Source organism: Parasphingorhabdus sp. (assembly GCF_048269915.1).
In the GTDB taxonomy this organism is placed as follows: Bacteria; Pseudomonadota; Alphaproteobacteria; order Sphingomonadales; family Sphingomonadaceae; genus Parasphingorhabdus.
Map to the genome: position 1 here is coordinate 777,079 of NZ_JBLWTY010000001.1, position 22,579 is coordinate 799,657.

The 22,579-nt window shown below is 57.1% G+C and carries 26 protein-coding genes; 11 read left to right on the plus strand and 15 right to left on the minus strand.

Annotated features, from left to right (window positions below; all coding sequences use genetic code 11):
• Window positions 1-63: 63 nt before the first annotated feature.
• From hisS to ACN0WX_RS03700, 4 genes are all read left to right on the plus strand, one after another.
• Complete coding sequence (gene hisS, locus ACN0WX_RS03685; RefSeq protein ID WP_417620917.1) at window positions 64-1,311, plus strand: histidine--tRNA ligase; 1,248 nt, start codon at window positions 64-66, stop codon at window positions 1,309-1,311.
• Window positions 1,308-2,384, plus strand: a complete 1,077-nt coding sequence (gene prfA / locus ACN0WX_RS03690; protein WP_417620918.1) for a peptide chain release factor 1 — start codon at window positions 1,308-1,310, stop codon at window positions 2,382-2,384. Before hisS ends, prfA begins: the two co-directional genes overlap by 4 nt.
• On the plus strand, window positions 2,377-3,216 hold the full coding sequence (gene prmC / locus ACN0WX_RS03695; RefSeq protein ID WP_417620919.1) for a peptide chain release factor N(5)-glutamine methyltransferase: 840 nt from the start codon (window positions 2,377-2,379) through the stop codon (window positions 3,214-3,216). Before prfA ends, prmC begins: the two co-directional genes overlap by 8 nt.
• A gap of 233 nt (window positions 3,217-3,449) precedes the next feature.
• Window positions 3,450-4,091, plus strand: coding sequence for a DUF4167 domain-containing protein (locus tag ACN0WX_RS03700; RefSeq protein WP_417620920.1), 642 nt, complete (start codon window positions 3,450-3,452; stop codon window positions 4,089-4,091).
• Between the two features lie 42 nt (window positions 4,092-4,133).
• On the opposite strand, the gene ACN0WX_RS03705 is transcribed toward ACN0WX_RS03700, so the two are convergent.
• Complete coding sequence (locus ACN0WX_RS03705; RefSeq protein ID WP_417620921.1) at window positions 4,134-4,868, minus strand: YgfZ/GcvT domain-containing protein; 735 nt, start codon at window positions 4,866-4,868, stop codon at window positions 4,134-4,136.
• Window positions 4,869-4,920: 52 nt separating this feature from the next.
• Here ACN0WX_RS03705 and pyrC point away from each other — a divergent pair, with 52 nt between their 5' ends.
• Window positions 4,921-5,961: a dihydroorotase gene (pyrC, locus tag ACN0WX_RS03710; RefSeq protein WP_417620922.1), complete on the plus strand. Its 1,041-nt coding sequence runs from the start codon at window positions 4,921-4,923 to the stop codon at window positions 5,959-5,961.
• A gap of 98 nt (window positions 5,962-6,059) precedes the next feature.
• Here the strand turns inward: pyrC and rarD are convergent, their stop codons facing one another.
• Window positions 6,060-6,947 (minus strand): EamA family transporter RarD, encoded by an 888-nt coding sequence (gene rarD, locus ACN0WX_RS03715; protein WP_417620923.1) that lies wholly within the window; start codon window positions 6,945-6,947, stop codon window positions 6,060-6,062.
• Window positions 6,948-7,054: 107 nt separating this feature from the next.
• Window positions 7,055-7,276, minus strand: coding sequence for a hypothetical protein (locus ACN0WX_RS03720; RefSeq protein ID WP_417620924.1), 222 nt, complete (start codon window positions 7,274-7,276; stop codon window positions 7,055-7,057).
• Window positions 7,277-7,360: 84 nt separating this feature from the next.
• Between ACN0WX_RS03720 and ACN0WX_RS03725 the strand changes: the two genes are divergently transcribed.
• The 3 genes from ACN0WX_RS03725 (at window position 7,361) to ACN0WX_RS03735 (ending at window position 9,212) form a co-directional block, all read left to right on the plus strand.
• The gene (locus tag ACN0WX_RS03725; RefSeq protein WP_417620925.1) at window positions 7,361-7,918 is read left to right on the plus strand and encodes a GNAT family N-acetyltransferase; all 558 of its coding nucleotides are present in this window, start codon (window positions 7,361-7,363) and stop codon (window positions 7,916-7,918) included.
• Window positions 7,919-7,929: 11 nt separating this feature from the next.
• Window positions 7,930-8,367: a DUF1330 domain-containing protein gene (locus tag ACN0WX_RS03730; RefSeq protein WP_417620926.1), complete on the plus strand. Its 438-nt coding sequence runs from the start codon at window positions 7,930-7,932 to the stop codon at window positions 8,365-8,367.
• Between the two features lie 113 nt (window positions 8,368-8,480).
• On the plus strand, window positions 8,481-9,212 hold the full coding sequence (locus ACN0WX_RS03735; protein WP_417620927.1) for a hypothetical protein: 732 nt from the start codon (window positions 8,481-8,483) through the stop codon (window positions 9,210-9,212).
• Between the two features lie 143 nt (window positions 9,213-9,355).
• Here ACN0WX_RS03735 and murA read toward each other — a convergent pair whose 3' ends face one another.
• From murA to secB, 4 genes are all read right to left on the minus strand, one after another.
• Entirely contained in the window at window positions 9,356-10,639 is a 1,284-nt protein-coding gene (gene murA / locus ACN0WX_RS03740) for a UDP-N-acetylglucosamine 1-carboxyvinyltransferase (RefSeq protein ID WP_417620928.1), read from the minus strand.
• 77 nt (window positions 10,640-10,716) lie between these two features.
• On the minus strand, window positions 10,717-11,712 hold the full coding sequence (gene trpS, locus ACN0WX_RS03745; protein WP_417621200.1) for a tryptophan--tRNA ligase: 996 nt from the start codon (window positions 11,710-11,712) through the stop codon (window positions 10,717-10,719).
• A 15-nt stretch (window positions 11,713-11,727) separates the two neighbouring features.
• Window positions 11,728-13,320 (minus strand): murein biosynthesis integral membrane protein MurJ, encoded by a 1,593-nt coding sequence (gene murJ / locus ACN0WX_RS03750; RefSeq protein ID WP_417620929.1) that lies wholly within the window; start codon window positions 13,318-13,320, stop codon window positions 11,728-11,730.
• Window positions 13,321-13,349: 29 nt separating this feature from the next.
• Window positions 13,350-13,892, minus strand: coding sequence for a protein-export chaperone SecB (gene secB / locus ACN0WX_RS03755; protein ID WP_417620930.1), 543 nt, complete (start codon window positions 13,890-13,892; stop codon window positions 13,350-13,352).
• 306 nt (window positions 13,893-14,198) lie between these two features.
• Between secB and ACN0WX_RS03760 the strand changes: the two genes are divergently transcribed.
• The 3 genes from ACN0WX_RS03760 to ACN0WX_RS03770 are packed head-to-tail and all read left to right on the plus strand — an operon-like array spanning window position 14,199 to window position 16,728.
• Window positions 14,199-14,837 carry a Tim44/TimA family putative adaptor protein gene (locus ACN0WX_RS03760; RefSeq protein WP_417621201.1) on the plus strand — a complete coding sequence of 213 codons (639 nt, stop codon included), beginning with the start codon at window positions 14,199-14,201 and terminating at the stop codon, window positions 14,835-14,837.
• A gap of 25 nt (window positions 14,838-14,862) precedes the next feature.
• Window positions 14,863-16,164 carry a murein transglycosylase A gene (locus ACN0WX_RS03765; protein ID WP_417620931.1) on the plus strand — a complete coding sequence of 434 codons (1,302 nt, stop codon included), beginning with the start codon at window positions 14,863-14,865 and terminating at the stop codon, window positions 16,162-16,164.
• Window positions 16,165-16,167: 3 nt separating this feature from the next.
• Window positions 16,168-16,728, plus strand: a complete 561-nt coding sequence (locus ACN0WX_RS03770; RefSeq protein ID WP_417620932.1) for a Smr/MutS family protein — start codon at window positions 16,168-16,170, stop codon at window positions 16,726-16,728.
• Window positions 16,729-16,760: 32 nt separating this feature from the next.
• On the opposite strand, the gene dapE is transcribed toward ACN0WX_RS03770, so the two are convergent.
• The 8 genes from dapE to ACN0WX_RS03810 form a co-directional block, all read right to left on the minus strand.
• Entirely contained in the window at window positions 16,761-17,903 is a 1,143-nt protein-coding gene (dapE, locus tag ACN0WX_RS03775; protein ID WP_417620933.1) for a succinyl-diaminopimelate desuccinylase, read from the minus strand.
• 10 nt (window positions 17,904-17,913) lie between these two features.
• Window positions 17,914-18,585 (minus strand): glutathione S-transferase family protein, encoded by a 672-nt coding sequence (locus ACN0WX_RS03780; RefSeq protein WP_417620934.1) that lies wholly within the window; start codon window positions 18,583-18,585, stop codon window positions 17,914-17,916.
• Between the two features lie 73 nt (window positions 18,586-18,658).
• Window positions 18,659-19,282: a ribosome biogenesis GTP-binding protein YihA/YsxC gene (gene yihA, locus ACN0WX_RS03785; protein ID WP_417620935.1), complete on the minus strand. Its 624-nt coding sequence runs from the start codon at window positions 19,280-19,282 to the stop codon at window positions 18,659-18,661.
• A 64-nt stretch (window positions 19,283-19,346) separates the two neighbouring features.
• Window positions 19,347-21,206, minus strand: coding sequence for a membrane protein insertase YidC (gene yidC / locus ACN0WX_RS03790; RefSeq protein WP_417620936.1), 1,860 nt, complete (start codon window positions 21,204-21,206; stop codon window positions 19,347-19,349).
• Between the two features lie 54 nt (window positions 21,207-21,260).
• Window positions 21,261-21,473: a membrane protein insertion efficiency factor YidD gene (yidD, locus tag ACN0WX_RS03795; protein WP_417620937.1), complete on the minus strand. Its 213-nt coding sequence runs from the start codon at window positions 21,471-21,473 to the stop codon at window positions 21,261-21,263.
• Window positions 21,467-21,847, minus strand: coding sequence for a ribonuclease P protein component (rnpA, locus tag ACN0WX_RS03800; protein ID WP_417620938.1), 381 nt, complete (start codon window positions 21,845-21,847; stop codon window positions 21,467-21,469). Before rnpA ends, yidD begins: the two co-directional genes overlap by 7 nt.
• An 85-nt stretch (window positions 21,848-21,932) precedes the next feature.
• Complete coding sequence (gene rpmH, locus ACN0WX_RS03805) at window positions 21,933-22,067, minus strand: 50S ribosomal protein L34 (RefSeq protein WP_417620939.1); 135 nt, start codon at window positions 22,065-22,067, stop codon at window positions 21,933-21,935.
• A gap of 107 nt (window positions 22,068-22,174) precedes the next feature.
• Window positions 22,175-22,513, minus strand: coding sequence for a PGPGW domain-containing protein (locus ACN0WX_RS03810; protein ID WP_417620940.1), 339 nt, complete (start codon window positions 22,511-22,513; stop codon window positions 22,175-22,177).
• Window positions 22,514-22,579 lie beyond the last annotated feature (66 nt).

The window sequence follows — 22,579 nt, forward strand, 5'->3', positions numbered from 1 at the left end:
TCCAGAGCCTTGGTGGAAATAAGCCACTTCCGCTTTGTCGTTTCTCTGGCTAAAGCGCTCCGCATGGCAAAGATACAAACACCCCAGCCGGTGCGCGGCACGCAGGATATATTTGGCGAGGACCAGGAGCGGTTCAGCCATGTCGTCGAGACGTTCGAGCGCGTGCGGCGACTCTATGGGTTCAAAGGTGTCGAAATGCCGGTCTTTGAACCGACAGCGGTCTTTGCCCGCTCGCTCGGCGAGACGACCGACGTGGTCTCCAAGGAAATGTATAGTTTTGAGGATCGCGGTGGCGACAGCCTGACCTTGCGCCCGGAATTTACCGCCGGGATTTCGCGGGCGTTTCTCACCAATGGCTGGCAGCAGCATGTACCGTTGAAGCTGTCCGCGCATGGGCCGCTGTTCAGATATGAGCGGCCGCAGAAGGGGCGCTACCGGCAGTTTCACCAGCTTGATGCCGAGATTATCGGTGCAGGGGAGGCGGCAGCGGATGTCGAACTGCTTTGCTTTGCGGACCAGCTTTTGAACGAACTTGGCATTGCGGACGGCGTGACGCTGCAGCTGAACACCTTGGGCGATGCCGAAAGCCGCGACGCCTGGCGCGATGCTCTGGTCGAACATTTTCAGGCGCACCGCAAGGAATTGTCTGAAGACAGCCAGGACCGGCTGGAACGCAATCCGCTCAGGATTCTCGACAGCAAGGAACGGCAGGACCGCCCGATCGCCGACAGCGCGCCGGATATCGACGCCTATCTGTCGAGCGAGGCGAAGGAATTTTTCGCTCAGGTCACCGAAGGGCTCGATGCCTGCGGCGTCGCGTGGACGCGCAACAGCCGGCTGGTGCGCGGGCTGGACTATTATCGCCACACGGCCTTTGAATTTGTCACCGACCGGCTGGGTGCGCAGGGCACGGTGCTGGCGGGCGGGCGCTATGACGGTTTGATCGAGGCGCTAGGCGGGCCGGTGACGCCGGCTGTCGGCTGGGCTGCTGGGATCGAGCGGCTGGGCATGTTACTGGAGCACCCGGCAACAAGGGGCCCTGACGCTATATTCATTCCGCTGGGCGAGGGCTGTGAAGCCGCAGCGATGAAGCTGATGGGCGACTTGCGTCGCGCGGGCGTCAGCTGCGAAATGGCCTATAAGGGCAATATGAAAAAACGGATGCAAAAGGCCAATGCGGCGAGAGCCGCGCATGTCGTCATCATAGGCGAAAATGAACTGACCAACGGCGTGGCTGCGGTTAAAAATCTGGAAACGGGCGATCAGCGAGAGATTGTCTTGAGCGGGTTGGTACAGGCTCTGACAGCATGACCACCATCACCCCCCAGAGACTGGCGCAAATCGAGGCGCGCTTTGCCGAGCTGCAGGCGATGATGGCGTCCGGCAATCTCGACGGCGACAAATTTGTCGAAGTGTCCAAGGAATATGCCGAGATCGAGCCGGTAGCCGAAGCGGCTGCGCGGGTCAAAAGTCTGCGTGACGAGCGGGAAGGTCTGGCCGAAATGCTCGCCGGTGACGATGCCGAAATGAAGGCGATGGCTGCCGACGAGGTGGATGGCGTCAAGAAGGCGCTGGAAAAGGCGGAACACGCGCTGGCGCTGCAATTGTTGCCCAAGGACAGCGCCGATGATCGCCCCGCGATGCTGGAAATCCGCGCTGGCACTGGTGGCGACGAGGCCGCGCTTTTTGCGGGCGACCTTTTCCGCATGTACACCCGCTATGCCGAGCTGCAGGGCTGGAAGGTCGAGATGATCTCCGCCAATGCCTCGGAAGTCGGCGGGTTCAAGGAAGTCGTTGCCAATATCCAGGGCAAGGGCGTGTTCGCCAAGCTGAAATTTGAATCGGGCGTCCACCGGGTCCAGCGCGTGCCGGAAACGGAGAGCGGCGGACGGATCCATACCTCTGCGGCAACCGTGGCGATTCTGCCCGAGCCGGAGGAAGTCGACGTCCAGATCCGCAACGAGGATCTGCGCATCGACACCTACCGGGCGAGCGGCGCGGGCGGCCAGCATGTCAACAAGACCGACAGCGCGATCCGGATCACCCACTTGCCAACCGGGCTGGTGGTACAATGCCAGGACGGCAAGTCGCAGCACAAGAACAAGGCGCAGGCGATGAAGGTGCTGGCGGCGCGGCTCTATGAGCAGGAACGCGATGCGGTGCAGAGCGAGGAAGCCGAAGCGCGCAAGTCTATGGTCGGCAGCGGCGATCGCAGCGAGCGCATCCGCACCTATAATTATCCACAGGGCCGGGTGACCGACCACCGGATCAACCTGACGCTGCACAAGCTGCCGGAAATCGTCGAGGGCGGTGCGCTCGGCGAACTGATCGACGCGCTGATCGCCGAGGATGAAGCCAGCCGGCTGGCCAATCTGGATGGCTGACGCCGCTGCTGCTGCGTTGCGCGAGGCAGCGCAGGCGCTGTCCGGGATATCAGACAGTCCCCGTCTCGATGCGGAATTGCTGATGGCCCATGCCTTGCAGATCGAGCGATCGGACTTGCTGCTCAAACTGCCGGACTTGGCAGTTCCGGCTGAATTTGCCGCGCTCGTCGAGCGGCGGCGACAATCCGAGCCCATTGCCCATATTGTCGGCAAGAAAGAATTCTGGGGCCTCGATTTTCTGGTGACGCCTGATGTTCTGATCCCCCGTCCCGACAGCGAGCTGCTGATCGAGGAAGCCATCCGCGTATCCGCGTCCGGTTCACCGCAGCGGATACTCGACCTGGGTACCGGCAGCGGTGCGCTTCTGCTCGCGGCTTTGCATGAATTTCCAGATGCCGAAGGCTGGGGGATTGATGCCAGCGCTACTGCCTTGCAGATTGCTCATAATAATGCCGATGCACTTGGACTGGCCGATCGCGCCGGTTTCCTGTTGCTCGACTGGACGCAGCCTGAGTGGACAAATATTCTCGAACCCGGCTTCGATCTGATCCTTGCCAACCCGCCCTATGTTGCGACCCGTGCGCGATTGGCCAAGGATGTAGCCGATTATGAACCCCATCAAGCCCTGTTCGCGGGAGAAGACGGGCTGGATGATTATGAAATCATCATTCCGGCGCTGACAAAATTGCTTGCGCCGAACGGGATAGCGTTGCTTGAGATCGGCTTTGACCAGGCAAAATCGGTTTCCCAAATAGCCAGAAAAAGTGGTTATCATATTGAATTAAAACAGGATTTGGGCAGCAATGATCGTTTGCTGATCCTCCATCGTTAAAAAGGGCTTGGTTTTGACCGAGCGAGTCGCTAAGACTTGTTCAGGCCCAGACGATTTCTGGCTTTTTCCCAAAATCACTGGCCTGCCCCCAACTCGATAATGTTGCTGGTTTTCGGCGCTAATTTGTCTTGTATGGGCCGCCGTGGACAGGTTGTTTGCGGCGCAACCGCCGCCAAAGTGTGGCTATGACTTGAGGAAGAGCAAGTTTATTAAGGTATAAGGATACCCGAAATTTGATGAACAATCGTCAGCCTGGCCGCCGTGGGCGCGGTCGGAACACCAATAATAATAACCGCAATCAGGGCAACCGCGGTGGTGGAATGGATCGCGACAATCGGATTGATAATCGCGCGCGGGGCAATGCCGCTCAAATGCTCGATAAATACAAGAAAATGGCACAGGACGCACAGGTCAATGGTGACCGTGTCCAGGCGGAATATTATCATCAATTTGCCGACCATTATTTCCGTGTGAACGCCGACACGCAGGCCCGCCGGGAAGAACAGCGAATGGCCCGCGAAGAGTCGCGTGGCGATCAGCGCGGCCAGGGTCAGGATGACAGCAGCGATAATGACGGCGACAGCAGCCGCGGTCGCCCGCAGCAGAAGCGTCAGCAACGCGAAGATCGCAGCGAGAAGGTTGCGGATGATGCTGTGGAAGAGAAAAAACCCGTTCGCAGCCGGCGTCCCCGCAAGACTGAAAACGGGGATGGTCGGACCGAATCGGCAGAAAAAAATGGTGACACCAACAGCCTCGATGCTAGCGCCCTGCCGCCGGCAATTTCGACATCAGCGGCTGTCGAGGTCGAAACCAAGCCTGCGCGCAAGAAACGGGTGATCAAGCCGAAAGCGATTGAAGAGAGCGACGCCGCCTGATTCTGCTCGGCCACTTCATCGGAGCGACGGCCATTGCCGCTGCTAGATCGCTTTTTCCAGCCATGCGGGCAGCTTCAGGCCGTGAAGATCGTTTACACGCCGATGTTCTACCGATAGCCCGTAAGCGGGATAGGCGATGCGCTGACGTTTTTCGTCAGCCTCGCCGATCGGGACCACAGCCATCCTCCGATTGACCTTTTGCCGGTAGTTCATCCTGGCTGTATTTTCCTGCCCGACATAACAGCCTTTGGTGAAGCTCACACCATTGAGTTCCGCTGCATTGCATTCGAGCCACAGGGTCTTGTCGCTGCCTAGCTCGGCGATCCCCTCGGTCACACCCAGGGACAGGCGATGCTTCCGATAGTCTTCGACCGCGCTACCACCCGCGTCGGGATCACCCAGCCAGCGATGGCCTATAGCCGGCAGACGGGGATCGAACGGCCGGTCATTGGCAGCCTGTGCCCAGTGAACGCCAATCGAATCATCGGATGCAATCTCGATCTTTCGCCGCAAGCGATAAAGTTTCAGCCGTTTGAGCAGCGCTTCAACCTGTTCCTTTTCGCAGTCGATCAGGATGTCATTGCCATCTGCCCAAAGAAAAAAATCGAACAAGGCTTTGCCCTGCGCGGTGAGCAGCGCAGACCATTGGGGAGCATCTGGTGCGATTGCCATCATGTCCTGGGTAACCAGTCCCTGCAGGAACTGCCGGACGTCCTCGCTGGCCTCGGTCGCAGAAAGACGAATGATGGCGCGGTCATTAAGTCTGGTTTCGGTCATGGCATTTAGGTAGGGGGTACGGAAGGAAAAACCAAGCCTGACGCGGAGCTATATGATCGACACCCTTACCATCCGTCGCCCAGATGACTGGCATGTCCACCTTCGCGATGGCACAATGCTCGAGGCGGTTGCCCCCTATACTGCCCGGCAATTTGCACGCGCGATCATCATGCCAAATCTTTCGCCACCGGTGACCAGTGCCGCCGCCGCGGCTGCTTATCGGAAACGGATCATGGCTGCATTGCCGACCGATTCAAATTTTACGCCTCTGATGACCTACTATCTCACCGATGATGCGGATGCCGATGATATCGCCAAGGGGCATGCAGATGGTATTTTTACCGCGGCGAAACTCTATCCCGCCAATGCCACGACCAACAGCGCGCATGGCGTGACCGATGTGGCGAAAATCATGCCTGTGCTGGAGCGGATGCAGGAAATCGGCATGCCGCTGCTGGTGCATGGCGAGGTGACCGATGGCGACATTGATATATTCGATCGCGAGGCAGTGTTTATCGACCGGGTGCTTGACGGGCTTGTCCGGGCGCTGCCGGACCTGAAGATCGTGTTCGAGCATATCACCACCGATCAGGCCGTCCAGTTCGTCGCCAGCACCGGCCCCAATATCGGGGCCACCATCACGCCGCATCATCTCCACATCAATCGCAACGCGATGCTGGTAGGGGGTATTCGTCCGCATGCCTATTGCCTGCCTGTAGCAAAGCGGGAACAGCACCGGCTCGCGCTGCGCAAGGCGGCGACGTCCGGGTCTCCGAAATATTTTCTGGGAACCGACAGCGCGCCGCATGAAATTCACGCCAAGGAGTCTGCCTGCGGCTGTGCCGGGATTTTCAACGCGCCCTATGCGCTGGAAAGCTATGCGGCAGTGTTCGACGAGGAAGGCGCGCTCGACCGGCTGGAGGGCTTTGCCTCGCTATACGGACCTGATTTTTATGGATTGCCGTATAATGACGAGCGGATCACTCTGGCGCGGAGCGTTTCACCGGTGCCCGAACATCTTGATGGCTCCGGCACCAAGCTGGTTCCTTTCCATGCAGGATCCAGGCTGCAATGGTCCATCGTCCCGTCTTGACGGCTTGTTGCTTTTTTCGATCCTGTTTCCTCACCGCTTGCACTGGATAACCGGGCCCAGTCGCAGCGTCAGCTTGGCCGACATGCTGACGAAAGCCGTCAGGCCAACTGGGTTTTCCGGGCCGCTTTACCCGTCAGATAGGAATCGGTCGAAAAGAGGGCGAGGCTGATCCATATCAGTATGAAGCAAATCATGTGGGAGGGCGTCAGGGGTTCATTGTAGACGAACACGCCAACCAGAAACTGGATCGTCGGCGCGAGATAATTGAGCAGGCCGATCGCGCTGAGCGTCATTTTCTTGACCGCGGCGGCGAATAGCACCAGCGGGATGGCGGTGACGATCGAACCGCCAATCAGCAACAGGTCAATCGTCCGGTCATCGCCAAGATGCTGGCTCGATGACGAGGGTGGCATGCCGAAGCTCAGCCAGATCAGAAACAGCGTGAAAGGCAGAAACAAGATGCCGGTCTCTGCCGTCAGCCCCACTATCGGGCCAATGTCAGCGAGCTTGCGGACCAGTCCGTAGCTGCTCCACGAAATCGCCAGCGCCAGGCTGACCCAAAGCGTGTCGAGTGCCTGAACCGCCAGCACCGAAACGCCCAATGCTGCTATTGCAATGGCAATCCACTTGTTGCGGGAGAGCGTCTCACCCAGAAAAACCCTGCCCATGAAGACGCTGAGCAGCGGGCTGATAAAATAGCCCAGACTGGCCGCGAGAATATGATCCTCGTGCACGGCCCAGACATAGATCAGCCAGTTGGCAGCGATGAGGGAAGCGCTGGCCAGCATGGCCAAGCGCAACTTGCCGTTCGTAAGCGCGGTGCCCAGACTGGCGAGGTTTTTCCGGAAATAGAGGATGATGAGCAGCAATGGCACGGACCAGATGATGCGATGGGCGACAATTTCCAGTGCGCCGACGCTTTGCAGCAGCTTGAAATAGACGGGCATCAGCCCCCAGAAGACGCACGCGACTAGCGCCTGAATCAAGCCAATTCTACTGGGGGATAGTGCGCTGAACATTCTCCAGCGATTAGGCTGTGCGCTCGCGCCGGGCAATCAAGAAATCCTATGGTCCGGGAAACCCGGCTTCAGGGTCAGATGATACCGCCGCCGATCCACAGCCTCAAGGCGCAGATAGCCATGACAATCATACAGAAATACATGCCGCTGGTGCGCGACGAGATCAGCCCGAACAGCGCACCGACGCCGGCAATCGGCAGGATCAGCCAGTTGGTCCAGCCGAGCAGGGGGACCAAGCCGATGAAGGACAGGATGAGCGCAATGACGCCGATGAATATTGAGATCAGATTAAACATAGCTGTATTATATGCATATATCACCAGTTTTTCAAGCGATTGTCTTATGAATCACAAAATGGCAAGTCGGAGAGAGGGAGAGCAATGATGACAGACTTGACTTCGCTACGCATTGAAACCGACCGTTTGATTTTGCGCCCGCCTAATGGGAGTGATTTCGACGAATGGGCGGCATTTCAGGCGGATGAAGCCACGATGACTTATCTGGGCGGCGTCAAAAGCCGCGCGGAAAGCTGGCGGGACTTATGCGCCATGGTCGGCGCCTGGCAGGTTCGCGGCTACGCAATGTTCTCCCTGATCCTCAAAGATAGCGGCAAATGGATTGGCCGCATCGGTCCCTGGTATCCCGACAGCTGGCCGGGTACGGAAGTGGGCTGGGGCGTGGCACCGGACTATGCTGGCAAAGGCTATGCACTGGAAGCGGCGGTAGCCAGCATGAACTATGCGGTCGATAGGCTCGGCTGGAGTGACATCTGTCATACGATTGATCCGGACAATCTTGCGTCGATTAAACTGGCCGAGCGGCTTGGCTCGACCAATCGCGGGCCGACAAAGCTTCCCGCACCCTATCAGGATGCATGGGTTGACGACTGGGGACAATCGCGCGAACAGTGGCAAGAGAATAGAAAACAATTTCAGTAGGAGAGCAGGCCATGGCCGAAGATCGTTATCTTGATCCCACACGTGAAAGCTTTGACGCATTCAAGGCACTGCCGCGCGATGTGCCGATTAATATGCTCAATCTGCTACGTTTCCACGGTGATGCGCAATATCCTGCAGATCACCCCAACGCCGCCAAAGGCTGGACCGGCGCACGCGCTTATGCCGAATATGGAAAGACAAGCGGCCCGATTTTTGAGCGGGTTGGCGGTACGATTCTCTGGCGCGGACAGATGGAATGCACCGTCATTGGGCCGGAAGACAGGCAGTGGGATTCCTCGTTCATTGCCCGTTATCCCAATAGCGCTGCGTTCATGGAAATGGTGACGGATCCGGAATATCAGAAAGCCGTGATCAACCGCCAGGCTGCTGTCCTGACCTCCCGCCTGATCCGCTTTGGTGAGATTGACGGGCCGGATACTTTCGGTTGAAATCCCGGAACGGGACAAAAGGTTAACAAATTGTAACCAGATTAACTCATTTCCCTAACGAAATATTAACGCTTTTTGGTGCATGCATTCCGGTAAATTCAGGAGCAAATCGCATGTCTCACTTTTCCCGTTCGCTAGGGCTGTCCGCCGCGGCTTTTGCGCTGCCCTTGACGCTGGCAGCCTGTGGCAGCAACGAAGGCAATGAGGAAGAACTGGCAAAGCTGGATGACAATCTGACTTCTGACCCGGCGATGAAGGATGCTCTGGAAGACGCGATCCTTGTCGACCCGAATCTTACGGAGCAAGCCAACCGCAATGCCATTCGCGGCGCCAATGGTGCGGCAGACGGCTCGGTGCCCCCGGGGGCTGGTGAAGACGGAAGAGCCGCTGCAAAGGCCGCGCTTGGTGGAAAAATGCTTACTGCGCCAAAACCCCGGCAGATGACGTCGGACGATGAAACCATGACGTTGGGGGATAAAGCCGAGCTGCAAACGGCGCGCCAGAACAAGCCCGCCTGCAAGGAAAAACTGACCTACGATATGGGCTGGGCCAACAGGATGCCGCCGGAATTTGCGGTCTATCCAAAAGCGAATGTGCAGGAAGCGGCTGGCCAATGCGACCTTCGCGTGGTCAGTTTTACCACCGCTACGCCGATCAAGAGCATTGTCGATTATTATTATACCAAGGCAAAACGTGGCGGATATGACGCCGAATATCTGTTGCGGGGCAGCGAGCATGTTCTGGGCGGCTCAAAACCGAATAAAAATAGTGCCTATGTGATCACCCTGAACAAACGCTCGGGCGGCGGTACGGTTGTCGATATTGTTGCCAGCAACGGTAGCTAGTTTAGAAAAGACAGTGCCGGATGTCGCATTGCACCTTGTCCGGTAGCTAGAGATGGTCCGCTCCGGACAGCTTTTTTCGCACCTATTATTCGCTGTGGCTACCGCCGCGACGACAAGCTTCCATAAATGCTAGCGAGAGTGGCTCAATCGCCGCTGATCCGTTCGATATCCGCGCCGACCGCTGCCAGCTTTTCTTCGAGCCGTTCATAGCCACGGTCCAAATGATAGATACGCTGCAGCCTGGTCTCGCCTTCTGCAGCCAGTCCGGCAATTGCGAGGCTCATCGAGGCGCGCAGATCGGTTGCCATCACGGGCGCGCCGGTCAATTTCTTGACTCCGCGCACCACGGCGGTGCGACCTTTGGTTTCGATGTCCGCACCCATCCGGTTGAGTTCGGGCACATGCATATAGCGGTTTTCGAAAATCGTTTCGGTCAGAACGCTAGCCCCATCGGCGAGACACAGCATCGCCATCAATTGTGCCTGCATGTCGGTGGCCAGGCCTGGATAGGGGGCCGTGGACAGGGTCAGCGGTTTGAGCTTGCCATCGGAAGCCACCCGGATGCCCTTGGCGTGCGGTTCGATGGACAGGCCGGCTTGCCGGAGCGCGTCCAGCGTTGCTTCCATTTCTTCCGCCTTGGCGGCCAGCAGGTCGACCTCGCCCCCGGTTATGCCAACGGCGCAGGCATAGCTGCCCGCTTCGATTCGGTCCGACATGACGCGGTAGGTACAGCCGTGCAGCCGATCGACGCCGGTAATGGTGAGTGTCGACGAACCGATGCCCTCGATCTCGCCGCCCATCGCGACCAGCATATTGCACAGGTCGACAATTTCCGGTTCGCGCGCAGCGTTTCTGAGGATGCTGGTGCCATTTGCCAATACCGCTGCCATCAGCGCATTTTCCGTGGCACCAACCGAAACCACCGGGAAAGTGAAATCCCCACCCGGCAAGCCGCCATCGGGTATGCGTGCGATCACATAGCCGCTGGTCGTTTCGATGGTGGCACCGAGGGCTTCAATTGCCTTCAAATGAAGGTCGATCGGGCGATTGCCGATCGCACAGCCACCGGGCAGCGATACCCGGCATTCTCCGGCGCGGGCCAAAAGGGGTCCCAGCACCAAAATCGACGCCCGCATTTTCCGGACGATATCATAGGGCGCTTCGGTCGATGTGATCCTGCCGGCCTTGAGCGTCATCACCCGACCAAAATCTTCCGGCCTTGCTCCCTCGATGGTGGTGGAAACGCCCAGCTGGTTGAGCAGATGGCCGAAACTGTCGACATCGGCCAGTCGCGGCAGATTGCGCAGAGTGACCGGTTCATCGGTCAGCAGGGCGCATGGCAGCAAGGTCAGTGCGCTATTCTTTGCTCCCGAAATGGGAATGGTGCCAGACAGCTGATTGCCGCCGCGTATCGAGATAATATCCATGGTCTAGCATTTACCGAAAATGGGGATTCAGGCAAGTCTATTGCGTCGGTTGCAACCGGGCATGGTTGTGAAGCGTCCTAGTTTCGCAGTAGTCCGAGAGCAGCATAGGCGGCCTCTACCGTCGGCCGTGCCATCGCCGAGGCTTTCTCCGCGCCGTCGCGCAAAATTGTGTCAATCGCGGTTTGATCCTTGCGCAATTCTTCGAACCGCTGGCGGATTGGCGACAATTTGCTGACTGCCAGATCGGCGAGCGCGGGTTTGAAGTCGCCAAAGCCCCTGCCCGCATATTCGGCGAGCACGGCCTCTTGAGGCTGATCGGCCAGAGCTGCGTAGATGCCGATCAGGTTTTGTGCTTCCGGACGATCATTGAGCGCCTCCATATTGTCGGGCAATGGCTTGGGATCGGTCTTTGCCTTCTTTAATTTCCGGGCAATGGTCTCGTCATCATCGCTCATGTTGATCCGGCTGAGATCAGATGGATCGGACTTGCTCATCTTCGCGGAGCCGTCGCGCAGGCTCATGATCCGTGCTGCGGTCTTGCCGATAAATGGTTCGGGCAGGGTGAAGGTTTCGGTCTTGGTATCGTTGTTGAACTTTGTCGCAATATCACGAGCCAGTTCGAGATGCTGTTTCTGGTCTTCGCCCACCGGGACGTGCGTAGCCTGATAGACCAGAACATCCGCCGCCTGGAGCACCGGATAGCCATAAAGGCCGAGCGAGGCCCGTTGTTTGTGCTTGCCCGATTTTTCCTTGAACTGGGTCATCCGGTCGAGCCAGCCCATTGGCGTGTTGCAGATCAGCAACCACGCCAGTTCGGGATGGGCGGGCACGCGTGCCTGATTGAACAAAATCGATTTGACGGGGTCGACTCCGGCGGCGACGAGCGCCGCTACCATTTCCCGGCAATTGGCGGCCAGTTCGGCGGGGTCATTCTGGACGGTGATGGCGTGGAGGTCAGCCAGAAAGAACAGACACTCCCCCTCGTCCTGCATCTTCACCCAGTTCTTGATTGCGCCCAGATAATTGCCGAGATGGAGATTGCCCGTTGGCTGGATGCCCGATACCGTCCGCATTTTTGACGACATAGTCTAAGTCTCCTCCGTCGGGATTGGCTTGCGCTTGACCAGCGCGATGATTCTCTGCTTGTCGACCGCCCCGACCATGAATCCGACGACAGCATAAACGGCACCACCGGCGGTCACAAGCACCGCCAGCGACCAGATCCGTGCCCAGACATCGGCGGAAAAATATGGGGTCAGCCAGTCCATCAAAACCCATAAGATAGCGACCATTGCCGCGGTTGCGATCAACTGGCGGACAATCCGGGACGCCAGTGCCGCGGTGAAGTGGAAAAATCCGCGTCTGTGGAGAATGGTATAGAGCAGGATACAGTTCAGCGTGGCCGAGGCCGCCGTAGCCGCAGCCAGTCCGACGATACCGTAGCCTGCGTACATGACGACATAGATGTTGAGCGCAATATTGACAATCAGTGCGGCCAGAGCCGTAAAGACCGGCGTTTTTGTATCGGACCGGGCGAAAAACCCCGGTACCAGAATTTTGATGATCACATAGGCGGGCAGGCCGGCGACCAGCGCGACAACGATGTTGGACATCAATGCGCCGTCCGCCGCGGTGAACTTGCCGCCAACGAAAAATGCGCTGGTAAAGGCGGGTGCGCAGACAGCGAGTGCAGCGGCAGCCGGCAAGGTCAGCAAGGTCGCCATCTCGAACGCATCGGCCTGCAGGCGCTGCGCGAGAGCCTGATTGTCATTCTGGATGTGGCGCGAAAGCATCGGCAGAATGGCGGTGCCGAGCGCAATGCCCACAATGCCGAGCGGCATCTGGTTCAGGCGGTCGGCCATTTTCAGAAGGGTCAAGGACCCCTGCGGCAGGGAAGTGGCAAAAAACGTGTCTACAAATTGGCTGACCTGATAGATTCCGGCGCCGAATGTCGCGGGCAGGATTACCATGCCCAGTCGCTTGATTTCGGGTGTCAGCCGTGGACGCCTGATCTCGAGTTTCACATCAGCGCGCTTAACCGCCCACCATAAATAGATCAGTTGGACGAGGCCCGACAGAGCGACGGCCGCGCTCAGTATTTCAACGACAATCACGTCATTCTCGGTATCGCCGCGAACATAATAGCCGATCAGGATGGCGCTGATCAGCGTGATGTTGAACAACACCGGGGCAATAGCACCGGGCGCAAAATGTGAACGGGCGTTTAGCAGGCCCGACAACATCGCGACCAGACTGATGAAAAACAGATAAGGGAAAGTCATCCGGCTCAGAAAAACGGCCAGTTCAAACTTGCCCGGTTGTGACTGGAATTCCGATGCCAGGCCGTAAACGATCAATGGCATGGCGAGCATTGCTAGTGCAGAGAAGACGAGCAATATCCAGATAAATACCGATAACACGTCATCGGCAAATTCTTTCGCTCTTGCTTCGCCATTTTCGTCGGCAAGCCGGCGGCTGTACATGGGTACGAAGGCGACCGAAAAAGCGCCCTCGGCAAAAAGCCGCCGAAAGGTATTGGGCAGGGTAAACGCCAGCTGATAGGCATCGGCTGCGAGCCCCGCACCAAGCACTCTCGCCAGCAGCATATCACGGACAAAACCGAATATCCGGCTGACGATTGTAAATCCAGCAATCGTGCCAGTGTTTTTGACCAGGCCCATTTCAAGCCCTCAATTGCTGAAAAACCAGCTCAGGCATTCCCAACCGGTTGATCGCCTGTCTGCTGTGCCGCCATCTGCTCGCGCTGCTGCATATAAAGTGCTGTAAAATCAATCGGTTCTAGCAACAATGGCTGGAATCCGGCATCGCGCACAGCATCCGAAATAATTGCCCGGGCAAAGGGGAAGAGCAGCCGCGGTGCTTCGGCAAACAGGAAGGGATGCGCCTGTTCTTCGGAAATATTGCGAAGCCCGAAGAGGCCGCAATAGAGCAGCTCAATTGCGAAGGCGACGCCCTCGTCGGCTTTTGCGGTAACGTCGATCTTCAATTCTACTTCATGAACCTCGTCGGAAACTTTGGAAGATCCGATATTGAACTGCACATCAATTTGGGGCTGCGCATTCCATTGATACACATCCGGTGCATTCGGATTTTCAACCGAAAGATCTTTCACATATTGAGAAATCACACCAATTTGCGGCTGGGTATCTGCGCCATTGGCGAGCGGATCCGGGGTGGTCACATTTCCGGTTGGTTCCGTGCCGGTTTCGTTTTTTTCATTCTCATCAGCCATCGGGCCTGTCCTTTCGGAAAATCAGTCAAACATGTCCTGTGGCGCATATCGCTGCGCCATTCGCAGCGCGCCTAGCAGGGGACGGAACCGAGGGCAATGAAAGAGTAAACCGGGTGTTGCAGAGCCAGGAAATTCAGCAAATTTGTAAGCGCGGGTTCACAAATTGGTCTTTAGAAGGGGCTGGCCGATTGCGGCATACCGGCTTTTTTCGCTAATGCCATTTGAAACCGGCCCTTTTTCTGCCTATGTATAAAGTGATAGAAAAGATTGGATTCTGAAGTGACCATCGAAATCGTATTATTGGCCATGGTAGCGGCTTTTCTCGGCCTGCGCCTATATTCCGTACTGGGTAAGCGCACCGGACATGAGCAGGAACATATGCCGCGGAACATAGAGCCGCGCGCCAATGAACGCAGAACCTTGGATGATACCAAGCCGCATGTTCCGGACGTTGTTCCTGCCCCGGCAGGCACCCCTGCGATGATTTATGACAGCAGCGCCGAAGCGGGCATGCGCGATATTCTGAGTGCCGATCGCAATTTTGATGTCGGCCGGTTTGTCGACGGTGCGCAGACCGCTTATGCGATGATTCTGGAAGCCTTTTGGAACGGCGACAAGGAAGAACTAAAGTCCCTTTGCGATGATGATGTTTATGAAAGCTTCGCCGAAGTCATAAACGCGCGTGAAAAGCGGGGTGAGGTTCTGGAAAACCAGCTGGTTCGAATCGACAACGCCCGGATTTCGGCAGCAGAATATAATCGGCCTGTGGCTCGCATTACGGTGCAGTTCGATGCCGATATCGCGGCCGTGGTCAAAGACAAGAAAGGCAAGCTGATCGGTGGCTCACTATCCGACGCAGTGGAAACACACGATGTCTGGACGTTCAGCCGCGATCTTTCGAGCGCTGATCCCAATTGGCTGCTCGACGAGACCGATGAGGCCTGATCCTCGGTCGCCAGGGAATATTATCATGAAAATAGGGGCGCTTTCCGGAGCGATGGCGTTGCTGAGCGCCTGTTCCATGACGATTATCCCGCAAGGGGCTGCGCAAAGCCGCTCCCCCCAGCAGGAGAGCGAGCGCGTATCGGGCAATGATCCCAATGCCCCCGCTCCGCCGCTCGCCGCCCGTGGAAATAGGGATGCGACTTTCCAGCCCGCTGACCCTGCCCAGTTGACGAAAATTGGCGACGATATCACGCGCGCGCTTGGAACGGGGATTGCTGCCGGTCCAGACATCGCCACCCTCAACCTGTCACCGTCCAAGGCCACCTCTGCCCTGCAATCCTTTCGTACCAGTTGTTCTTCTCTGGTGCGGCGGGAGGACAATAGCGGGCTGACAACCGGCGCGGACTGGCAAATATCGTGTGATGCTGCCCAGGCTTGGCCGGAAGACGACGCTGCGCGCTTTTTTGTATCCTATTTCGAAACCGTCCAGATTGGCGATGGCAAAGCCTTCGCAACCGGCTATTTTGAACCGCAGATTCGCGGCTCCAGGGTTAGAAATGCCCGCTATCCAGTGCCTGTTTATCGGCGACCGGCCAACCTGATTGATGTCGATCTCGGCCTGTTTTCCGAAGAGCTGAAAGACAAGCGCGTCCGCGGCAAGGTCGACGGCACCAAATTGGTCCCGTTTGAAGACCGGGCTGCCATTGACGACGGTGCTATCGCCGGTCAGGGACTCGAGTTCGCCTGGGCGCAGGATTATATCGACCTGTTCTTCCTCCAGATTCAGGGCAGTGGCCGTCTCGAGCTGCCCGATGGTTCGATCATGCGGATCGGCTATGCCGGGCAAAATGGTCATGATTATACCGGCATTGGGCGAGTGATGCGCGAACGCGGTTTGCTGGCTGATGGCAAGACCAACATGCAAGGCATTGTCGAATGGCTGCGCGCCAATCCCGAAGAGGGAATGCGGATCATGCGCGAGAACAAAAGCTATGTCTTTTTTCAGGAACTGACCGGTCCGGGCCCCTTGGGTGCGATGGGGCATCCCGTGGTCGCGGGAACTTCGGTTGCGGCGGACCGTATGTTTGTCCCCCTGGGCGCGCCGGTCTTTCTCGACATGGAACATGATATTGCCGACGGCCTCTGGGTTGCCCAGGATAGTGGCGGGGCGATCAAGGGCGCGAACCGGTTCGATACATTCTGGGGTGCTGGTGAAGAGGCTGCGCGGATAGCGGGCGGCATGTCTTCGCGGGGCCAGGCTTTGATCTTCCTCCCCAAGGGCAGTTTATCCCGGCTTTTGGCATTTCAGCCTGCTCTGGGAAAATAAGCCATGTCTGACCGGCCTCTTACCGCCGGTGAAAAGGCGCTGTGGCAGAAATTTGTGGAGAGCGTGGAGCCGCTCGACCGCAACCGGTTAAAGCGGGTCCAATCGCTGCCCGTTGCAAAAAAGCTGCGCAATATTGCCGGACCAATCACGGCGGAAGATTTTGGGGGTCAAGCTGCCAAGTCTGTCCCTTTGCGCGAACAAAAACCGGTTCCAACCCGCCACGGTCTCGACGGAGGCTGGGATCGCCGATTGGCCAAAGGCATGATTCAGGCCGATGTCACCGTCGACTTACACGGTTACACACTGTCATCGGCGCATGGCCGTCTCGACAGCGCGCTGGAATTGAGTATCGCGGCGGGCCATCGGGCGATTCTGTTGATCACCGGCAAAGCGCGAAGTGAAGAGGAACGCCGCCGGGCTGGCGGACGAGGCGCGATACGCTCGGCCATCTCCGACTGGCTCGCGGCCTCGCGCCATGCATCGCATATCGCTGCCGTGCGCCGGGCCCATCCACGTCATGGCGGGGCCGGGGCGCTTTATATCATTTTGCGCCGTCGCCGCTGATCATATCCGCTTAAGCCATTTTTGGGCCTTGGTCAGCGCAAGGCCTGCTCGACAATCAGAGTATAGATTTTGGACAATTGCTCCAGGTCATCGATCGCCACCGCTTCGTCCAGCTTGTGCATGGTTGCATTACACAGTCCAAATTCGACCACCGGCATGATCTTTGCCAGGAAGCGCGCGTCGGAGGTTCCGCCGGATGTGGACAGTTCCGGCTCGACGCCGGTCACCGAACGAATCGCGTCTGCGATGATGGTCGAAAATTCGCCGGGCGGCGTCAAAAATGGTTCACCGGAAATGATCGGCTTCAATTCGCCGCCATGCCGTTCGACGACTTCCCTGACCAAGGCGCCGAGGCTTTCGCCGCTGTGCCGGTCATTGAACCGGATCGACAGGCGCCCCTCGGCCTTCGCGGGAATAACATTATGCGCGGGATTGCCGACATGGAGATCGGTAAACTCGATATTGCTCGGCTGGAACCAGTCGGTACCCTCGTCGAGCTGAAGCGCGTCAATCTCGGTCAATATCCGGCCGAGTTTGGTGATCGGATTGTCGGCGTTATGAGGATAGGCGACATGACCCTGCATGCCTTTCACGGTGATCCACATATTGACCGATCCGCGTCGCCCGATTTTCATCATGTCGCCGAGCCGGTGGACTGATGTTGGCTCGCCGACGAGACACAGATCGGGGGTGATAGCGCGCTCCGCCATATGGTCCATGATCGCGACCGTACCAAAACGGGCAGGGCCTTCCTCGTCGCCGGTGATGATCAGGCTGATCGTACCGATATCTTCGGGCAATTCATGCAGGGCACTGACAAAGGCGGCGATGCTGCCCTTCATGTCGACGGCGCCGCGGCCGTAGAGCAATTCACCGCGCACTTCCGGAACGAAGGGATCGGTTTGCCACCCCTGGCCAGGAGGGACGACATCAAGATGACCGGCATAGGCAAAATGGCGCGAGCCAGCGGGGCCTTTGCGAATGGCAAAGAGATTCTCGACCGGCCCCCCCTGCTCTGCATCTTCGGGCGCATCGCCGGCGATGAATCGCGATATTTCAAACCCCAGGGGCAGGAGCATGGCCTCCATCTCGTCAAACACGCTACCGGTTGCAGGTGTGATGCTGGGCTGTGCAATCAGCCGCTTCGCATAGTCGATTACGGTTGCTCTAGTCATAAATGGCCAATCAGGCTTCCGCCGCTTTCGGTTGCTCGAGGCGTTCAATCACCCATGGCTCGTCCTCGGCCGCTTCCATCCACTGTGCGGTCCATTCATGGTCTAGAATCGTCTGCATATAGCTGGTGGCAAAGCCGGGCAGCCGGAATCCATAGGTTTGAAAGCGCGAAACCACCGGTGCATACATGATGTCCGCAGCGCCATAGGTACCGAACAGAAATGGGCCGCCACGACCGAACCGGGCCCGCGCCTGCGCCCAGAGTTCGATGATCCGCGCGGCGTCTGCCATGACGTCGTCGCTGAAGGACAGGCCTTCATATATTTTCCGCGTGTTCATTGGGCATTGCCGGCGCAGCGCCATAAAACTGGAATGCATTTCCGCTGCCATTGAACGGGCCATGCCGCGTGCCGTCTCGTCTTTTGGCCAGAAGCGGTCGCGGTGGGTTTTGTCGGCGAGCCAGTCGATGATCGCCAGGCTATCCCAGACCACGGTTTCGCCATCCCACAATATTGGCACCTTGCCGCCTGAGGGCGCAAAATTTTCGCTTTCCCGAACATGGTCCCAGTCATCACCGAATAACGGCACGGTCAGCTCTTCGAAGGATAGTCCCGACTGCTTGCAGGCAAGCCAGCCGCGCATTGACCAGCTGGAATAGGCTTTGTTTCCGATTATCAGTTTCATATTCTGTCCCATAACCAAATATGCTTATCTGTGTATAGATAAAGGATCGTCAGGGAGAATGGCTTTGGACAGATCAGTCCTGTACCGCGTCGAGCACTGCGCGCCGAAGCTCATCAATACCCTGTTTCTTTTCTGACGACGTGAGCAGCAGTTCGGGATGCGCTGCCGGATGTTTCTTGGCGATCGCGGCGACTTTGTCCGCGGTGACATCCAGTTCGGCCTGCTTTACCTTGTCTGTCTTGGTCATCACGATACGATAACTGACCGCAGCATTGTCGAGCATTTCCATCACTTCTTCGTCCACCGGCTTGATGCCATGGCGCGAGTCAATCAGCACGAAAGTCCGTTTTAGAACAGCCCGGCCGCGCAGATAGTCATTGATCAAAAACCGCCATTTCTGGACTGTTTTCGGCGGTGCCTTGGCAAAGCCGTAACCCGGCATGTCGCAGATCCGGAAGATCAGCGGATCGCCGACATCGAAGAAATTAAGCTCCTGGGTTCGTCCCGGAGTGTTTGACGTCCGGGCGAGACCATTGCGATTGGTGAGGGCGTTGATCAGCGACGATTTGCCGACATTGGAGCGACCGGCAAAGGCAATCTCCGGGACCTTTGGGTCCGGTAAAAATTGCAGCTGCGGTGCACTTTTCAGAAAGCTGATCGGACCGGAAAACAGTTTCGGGTGGAGCGGGGCCGTCATCTATGCATCATCCCGGCGAGCGGAATGGCGGCACTAATGCCAAGCGGGTCAATCATGCGCGGTTTCATGCCTTGGCCTTGTCGGCTTCAGCTTTTCGCGCTTTTTCCTCGGCCTCCTTGGCCATCATCTCTTTCATCTGAGGATGGCGAGAATAGAGCCACTTCTGCTGTGCGATGGTGAGAATGTTGGACACCGTCCAGTAAAGCTGCAGACCGGCAGCAAAAGGAGCCATGATGAATACCAGCATCCATGGCATGAAGCTGAATATTTTCTGCTGCATCGGATCCATCTGGGCCGGATTCAGCTTGAACTGCAGGTGCATGGTGATGCCCATGAGGATCGGCAATATACCAACGGCGAGAAAGGTGGGAGGATCAAATGGCAACAGGCCAAACAGGTTGACCGGCGTCAGCGGATCGGGTGCGCTCAGATCCTTGATCCACAGGGCAAAGGGCTGATGGCGCATTTCGATCGAAAGCATCAGCACCTTGTACAGGGCGAAGAAGATCGGAATCTGCAGAAAGATAGGAAGACAGCCGGCCAGCGGATTGACCTTCTCGTCCTTGTACAGCTTCATGATTTCCTGCTGCTGCTGCTGCTTGTCATCCTTATGCTTCGCCTGAATTGCCTTCATTTTAGGCTGCACGGCGCGCATTTGTGCCATGGATGCAAATTGTTTCTGGGCGATCGGGAACATGATTCCGCGCACAATGAAGGTCATCAGGATGATTGCTACGCCGAAGTTTCCAACCAGTTTGAACAACCAGTTGAGCAGATAGAAAAGCGGTTTTTCGAACCAGTAGAACCAGCCCCAGTCAATAGCGCGATCAAGATTCTTGATACCAAAGTCGGTTTCATATTTCTCGAGAAGTGCGTTTTCTTTGGCTCCGGCAAAAAGACGGGTCGTGGTTTTCAGCACTTTGCCGGGGGCAACGATCTGGGCACTTTTTTTCGCAATTTCAGCCTGGAAGATATCGCTGCCGCCAGAACGAAATTTTGCATCGACTTGAGTGATATTCTCCGGGATCAACGCGCCCAGCCAATATTTGTCGGTAAAGCCCAGCCAGCTGACTTCCGTGTCGTAGGAATTGGTTCCGGCTACCGCAGAGGTGCCAAATAGCCGGGAGAAGAAACTCGGCTCTTCACCGGCAAGATTTTTATAGTCGACATCGTAATTTGCTGCGCCTTCAAACACGCCCATGGGGCCGGAGTGAATGGTCCAGGTACTGGCTTCGCCGGGCGGAATATTGTTCAGATCGCGTTTCCGGTTGATCAGGCCATATGGTCTTAGCGCAATTGCGTTTTCACCGCGATTAGTGACGCTCTGTTCGGCGGTGATCAGATAATTCTCGTCGATCGATAGGGTAATCGCATAGACCTGTCCCGTCTCGTTGGACCAGCGGAGCGTGACCGGTGTTTCCGGGGTGAGTTTGCTTTGATCGGCGGACCAGACGGTATTGTCGTCCGGCACGGCAACCCCTTCGCCCACCCAGCCGAAGCGACTAAAATAGGCATTCTGGGTGCCGGAAGGCGAAAACAGCCGAACAGGGTCACTATTCTTGCTCATGTCAACGGTATGATCGGTAAGCGTCAGGTCATCAATCCGTCCGCCCTTTAGATTGATCGAACCCTTTACGCGCGGTGTTTCGATCAGGACGCGCGGGTTCTCGCGCAATACCGTGGACAGTGGCCGAATCTTGTCGGATGGTGCTGCGGCCGCAATATTGGTGCCTTCACTGCTCGTTCCGGTCGCCGGAGTTGTCAGGTTGCCAGTTGCTTGATCGTTCGCCGGCGCATTGGCCTGTTCAACAATCTCATTCTTGTTGGCCATGTCCGGAAAAAATCGTTCCATCAGCATTGGCCAACCAAACAGAATGATACCGGTGAGAAGCACCGCCATGATAATATTACGCTTGTCGTCCACTATGTCGTCCTGTTTTCGGCCATTTGTTGCAAATAGGATCGGTGTATGAGGGTATCAAGGCACCGGGTCATAACCCGAGCCTCCCCAAGGATGGCAGCGCAATAGCCGTTTCGTCCCCAGCCAGCTACCCCTAATTGCACCATGTTTCTCGATCGCCTCGATCGTATAGGCGCTACAGGTCGGCAGATAGCGGCAAGTGGGCGGCAATATCCGCGACGGACCCCATTGCCAGCATCGCACGAAGAAGATGAAAACCGGCTTCAGCATTTCTCCCCCAGTTTTTTGGCGAGATATGTGAGGCCCTTTTCCAAATCCGCCTTGATTGCGGCGAAGTCAGCTTCTTTGTCGGTTTTGCGGCCGATCAGGATATGATCGACACCGGCGATACCATAAGCAGGCAATGTCTGTGCCAGCAATGCCCGAAAACGGCGCTTCAAGCGATTGCGTGCAACAGCATTGCCAATTTTCTTGGTAACGGTGATTCCATAGCGGACCGTATCCGCAGAGACGGCGTGGTTGTCGCGCCGTCTATGAGCCAGCAAGACGAAATTTGGTGTGGCGAATCGCTTGCCGCGATTGGCGGTCAGGAAATCTGTGCGCTTGCGAATCACTTCGATCGGCCGGTTTGAATCGGCTGCCACCGAATCAGCCGAAGCGTGTTTCGATTTCAAATGATCTGGCGATAGACGTGCTTCGACAGGCGCAGCACGAACAGTCAAATTGTTTTTAGGCAGAGAGCTGCTTGCGGCCACGGGCACGGCGGGCAGCCAGTACTTTGCGGCCGCCAACAGTGGCTTTGCGGGCGCGGAAACCATGGCGCCGTTTACGGACCAGGCGGCTCGGTTGAAATGTGCGCTTCATCGCGATTATCCTACGTCAAAATGTCGATAAAAAAGGCCGCCAAAAGCTGCGACCGATACGTTGTCGCTGCGATTAGGCAGGCAGGCGCGGAAAGTCAAGCGTTTGCGCTAGACTTTCTTGTCACGATTGCCGGTTTTCACCTTGCCAAAAATCGGCAGTTCAAAATCTTCGGGAAGCGTCTTGTGATGCCTTCTGCGCATCGCCCAGTCGGTCCATTTGCCATAATGCGGGAATCGCCGCTTGAAATCGACATAGCGTTTCTTCGCCCAGCGTGAGTTTTGCAGGACCAGAGCGAGACCGATCGGAAATACGATAATGAATCCCGGGCCGGGGATCGCGCCAATGATCGGCGAGACCAGAATCAGCATGAATCCGATAACCGCGAGCACGAATCGTGACCCCGACGTATATTTCCAACGCTTTTTATCCGATTTGTCGTCCATCATATTCCACTTGGTGCTTCGCGAAGGGAGTCGCAAGCGCGCTATCGCAAATAAAGCGCGCGAATGTGA

What these genes read in the sequence shown, in the direction of transcription:
- hisS (WP_417620917.1), top strand. Translation starts at nt 64, where the DNA reads ATGGCAAAGATACAAACACCCCAGCCGGTGCGCGGCACGCAGGATATA.
- prfA (WP_417620918.1), top strand. Translation starts at nt 1,308, where the DNA reads ATGACCACCATCACCCCCCAGAGACTGGCGCAAATCGAGGCGCGCTTT.
- prmC (WP_417620919.1), top strand. Translation starts at nt 2,377, where the DNA reads ATGGCTGACGCCGCTGCTGCTGCGTTGCGCGAGGCAGCGCAGGCGCTG.
- ACN0WX_RS03705 (WP_417620921.1), bottom strand. Translation starts at nt 4,868, where the DNA reads ATGACCGAAACCAGACTTAATGACCGCGCCATCATTCGTCTTTCTGCG.
- pyrC (WP_417620922.1), top strand. Translation starts at nt 4,921, where the DNA reads ATGATCGACACCCTTACCATCCGTCGCCCAGATGACTGGCATGTCCAC.
- ACN0WX_RS03720 (WP_417620924.1), bottom strand. Translation starts at nt 7,276, where the DNA reads ATGTTTAATCTGATCTCAATATTCATCGGCGTCATTGCGCTCATCCTG.
- ACN0WX_RS03725 (WP_417620925.1), top strand. Translation starts at nt 7,361, where the DNA reads ATGATGACAGACTTGACTTCGCTACGCATTGAAACCGACCGTTTGATT.
- ACN0WX_RS03730 (WP_417620926.1), top strand. Translation starts at nt 7,930, where the DNA reads ATGGCCGAAGATCGTTATCTTGATCCCACACGTGAAAGCTTTGACGCA.
- ACN0WX_RS03735 (WP_417620927.1), top strand. Translation starts at nt 8,481, where the DNA reads ATGTCTCACTTTTCCCGTTCGCTAGGGCTGTCCGCCGCGGCTTTTGCG.
- murA (WP_417620928.1), bottom strand. Translation starts at nt 10,639, where the DNA reads ATGGATATTATCTCGATACGCGGCGGCAATCAGCTGTCTGGCACCATT.
- trpS (WP_417621200.1), bottom strand. Translation starts at nt 11,712, where the DNA reads ATGCGGACGGTATCGGGCATCCAGCCAACGGGCAATCTCCATCTCGGC.
- murJ (WP_417620929.1), bottom strand. Translation starts at nt 13,320, where the DNA reads ATGGGCCTGGTCAAAAACACTGGCACGATTGCTGGATTTACAATCGTC.
- secB (WP_417620930.1), bottom strand. Translation starts at nt 13,892, where the DNA reads ATGGCTGATGAGAATGAAAAAAACGAAACCGGCACGGAACCAACCGGA.
- ACN0WX_RS03760 (WP_417621201.1), top strand. Translation starts at nt 14,199, where the DNA reads ATGGTAGCGGCTTTTCTCGGCCTGCGCCTATATTCCGTACTGGGTAAG.
- ACN0WX_RS03765 (WP_417620931.1), top strand. Translation starts at nt 14,863, where the DNA reads ATGAAAATAGGGGCGCTTTCCGGAGCGATGGCGTTGCTGAGCGCCTGT.
- ACN0WX_RS03770 (WP_417620932.1), top strand. Translation starts at nt 16,168, where the DNA reads ATGTCTGACCGGCCTCTTACCGCCGGTGAAAAGGCGCTGTGGCAGAAA.
- dapE (WP_417620933.1), bottom strand. Translation starts at nt 17,903, where the DNA reads ATGACTAGAGCAACCGTAATCGACTATGCGAAGCGGCTGATTGCACAG.
- ACN0WX_RS03780 (WP_417620934.1), bottom strand. Translation starts at nt 18,585, where the DNA reads ATGAAACTGATAATCGGAAACAAAGCCTATTCCAGCTGGTCAATGCGC.
- yihA (WP_417620935.1), bottom strand. Translation starts at nt 19,282, where the DNA reads ATGACGGCCCCGCTCCACCCGAAACTGTTTTCCGGTCCGATCAGCTTT.
- yidD (WP_417620937.1), bottom strand. Translation starts at nt 21,473, where the DNA reads ATGCTGAAGCCGGTTTTCATCTTCTTCGTGCGATGCTGGCAATGGGGT.
- rpmH (WP_417620939.1), bottom strand. Translation starts at nt 22,067, where the DNA reads ATGAAGCGCACATTTCAACCGAGCCGCCTGGTCCGTAAACGGCGCCAT.
- ACN0WX_RS03810 (WP_417620940.1), bottom strand. Translation starts at nt 22,513, where the DNA reads ATGATGGACGACAAATCGGATAAAAAGCGTTGGAAATATACGTCGGGG.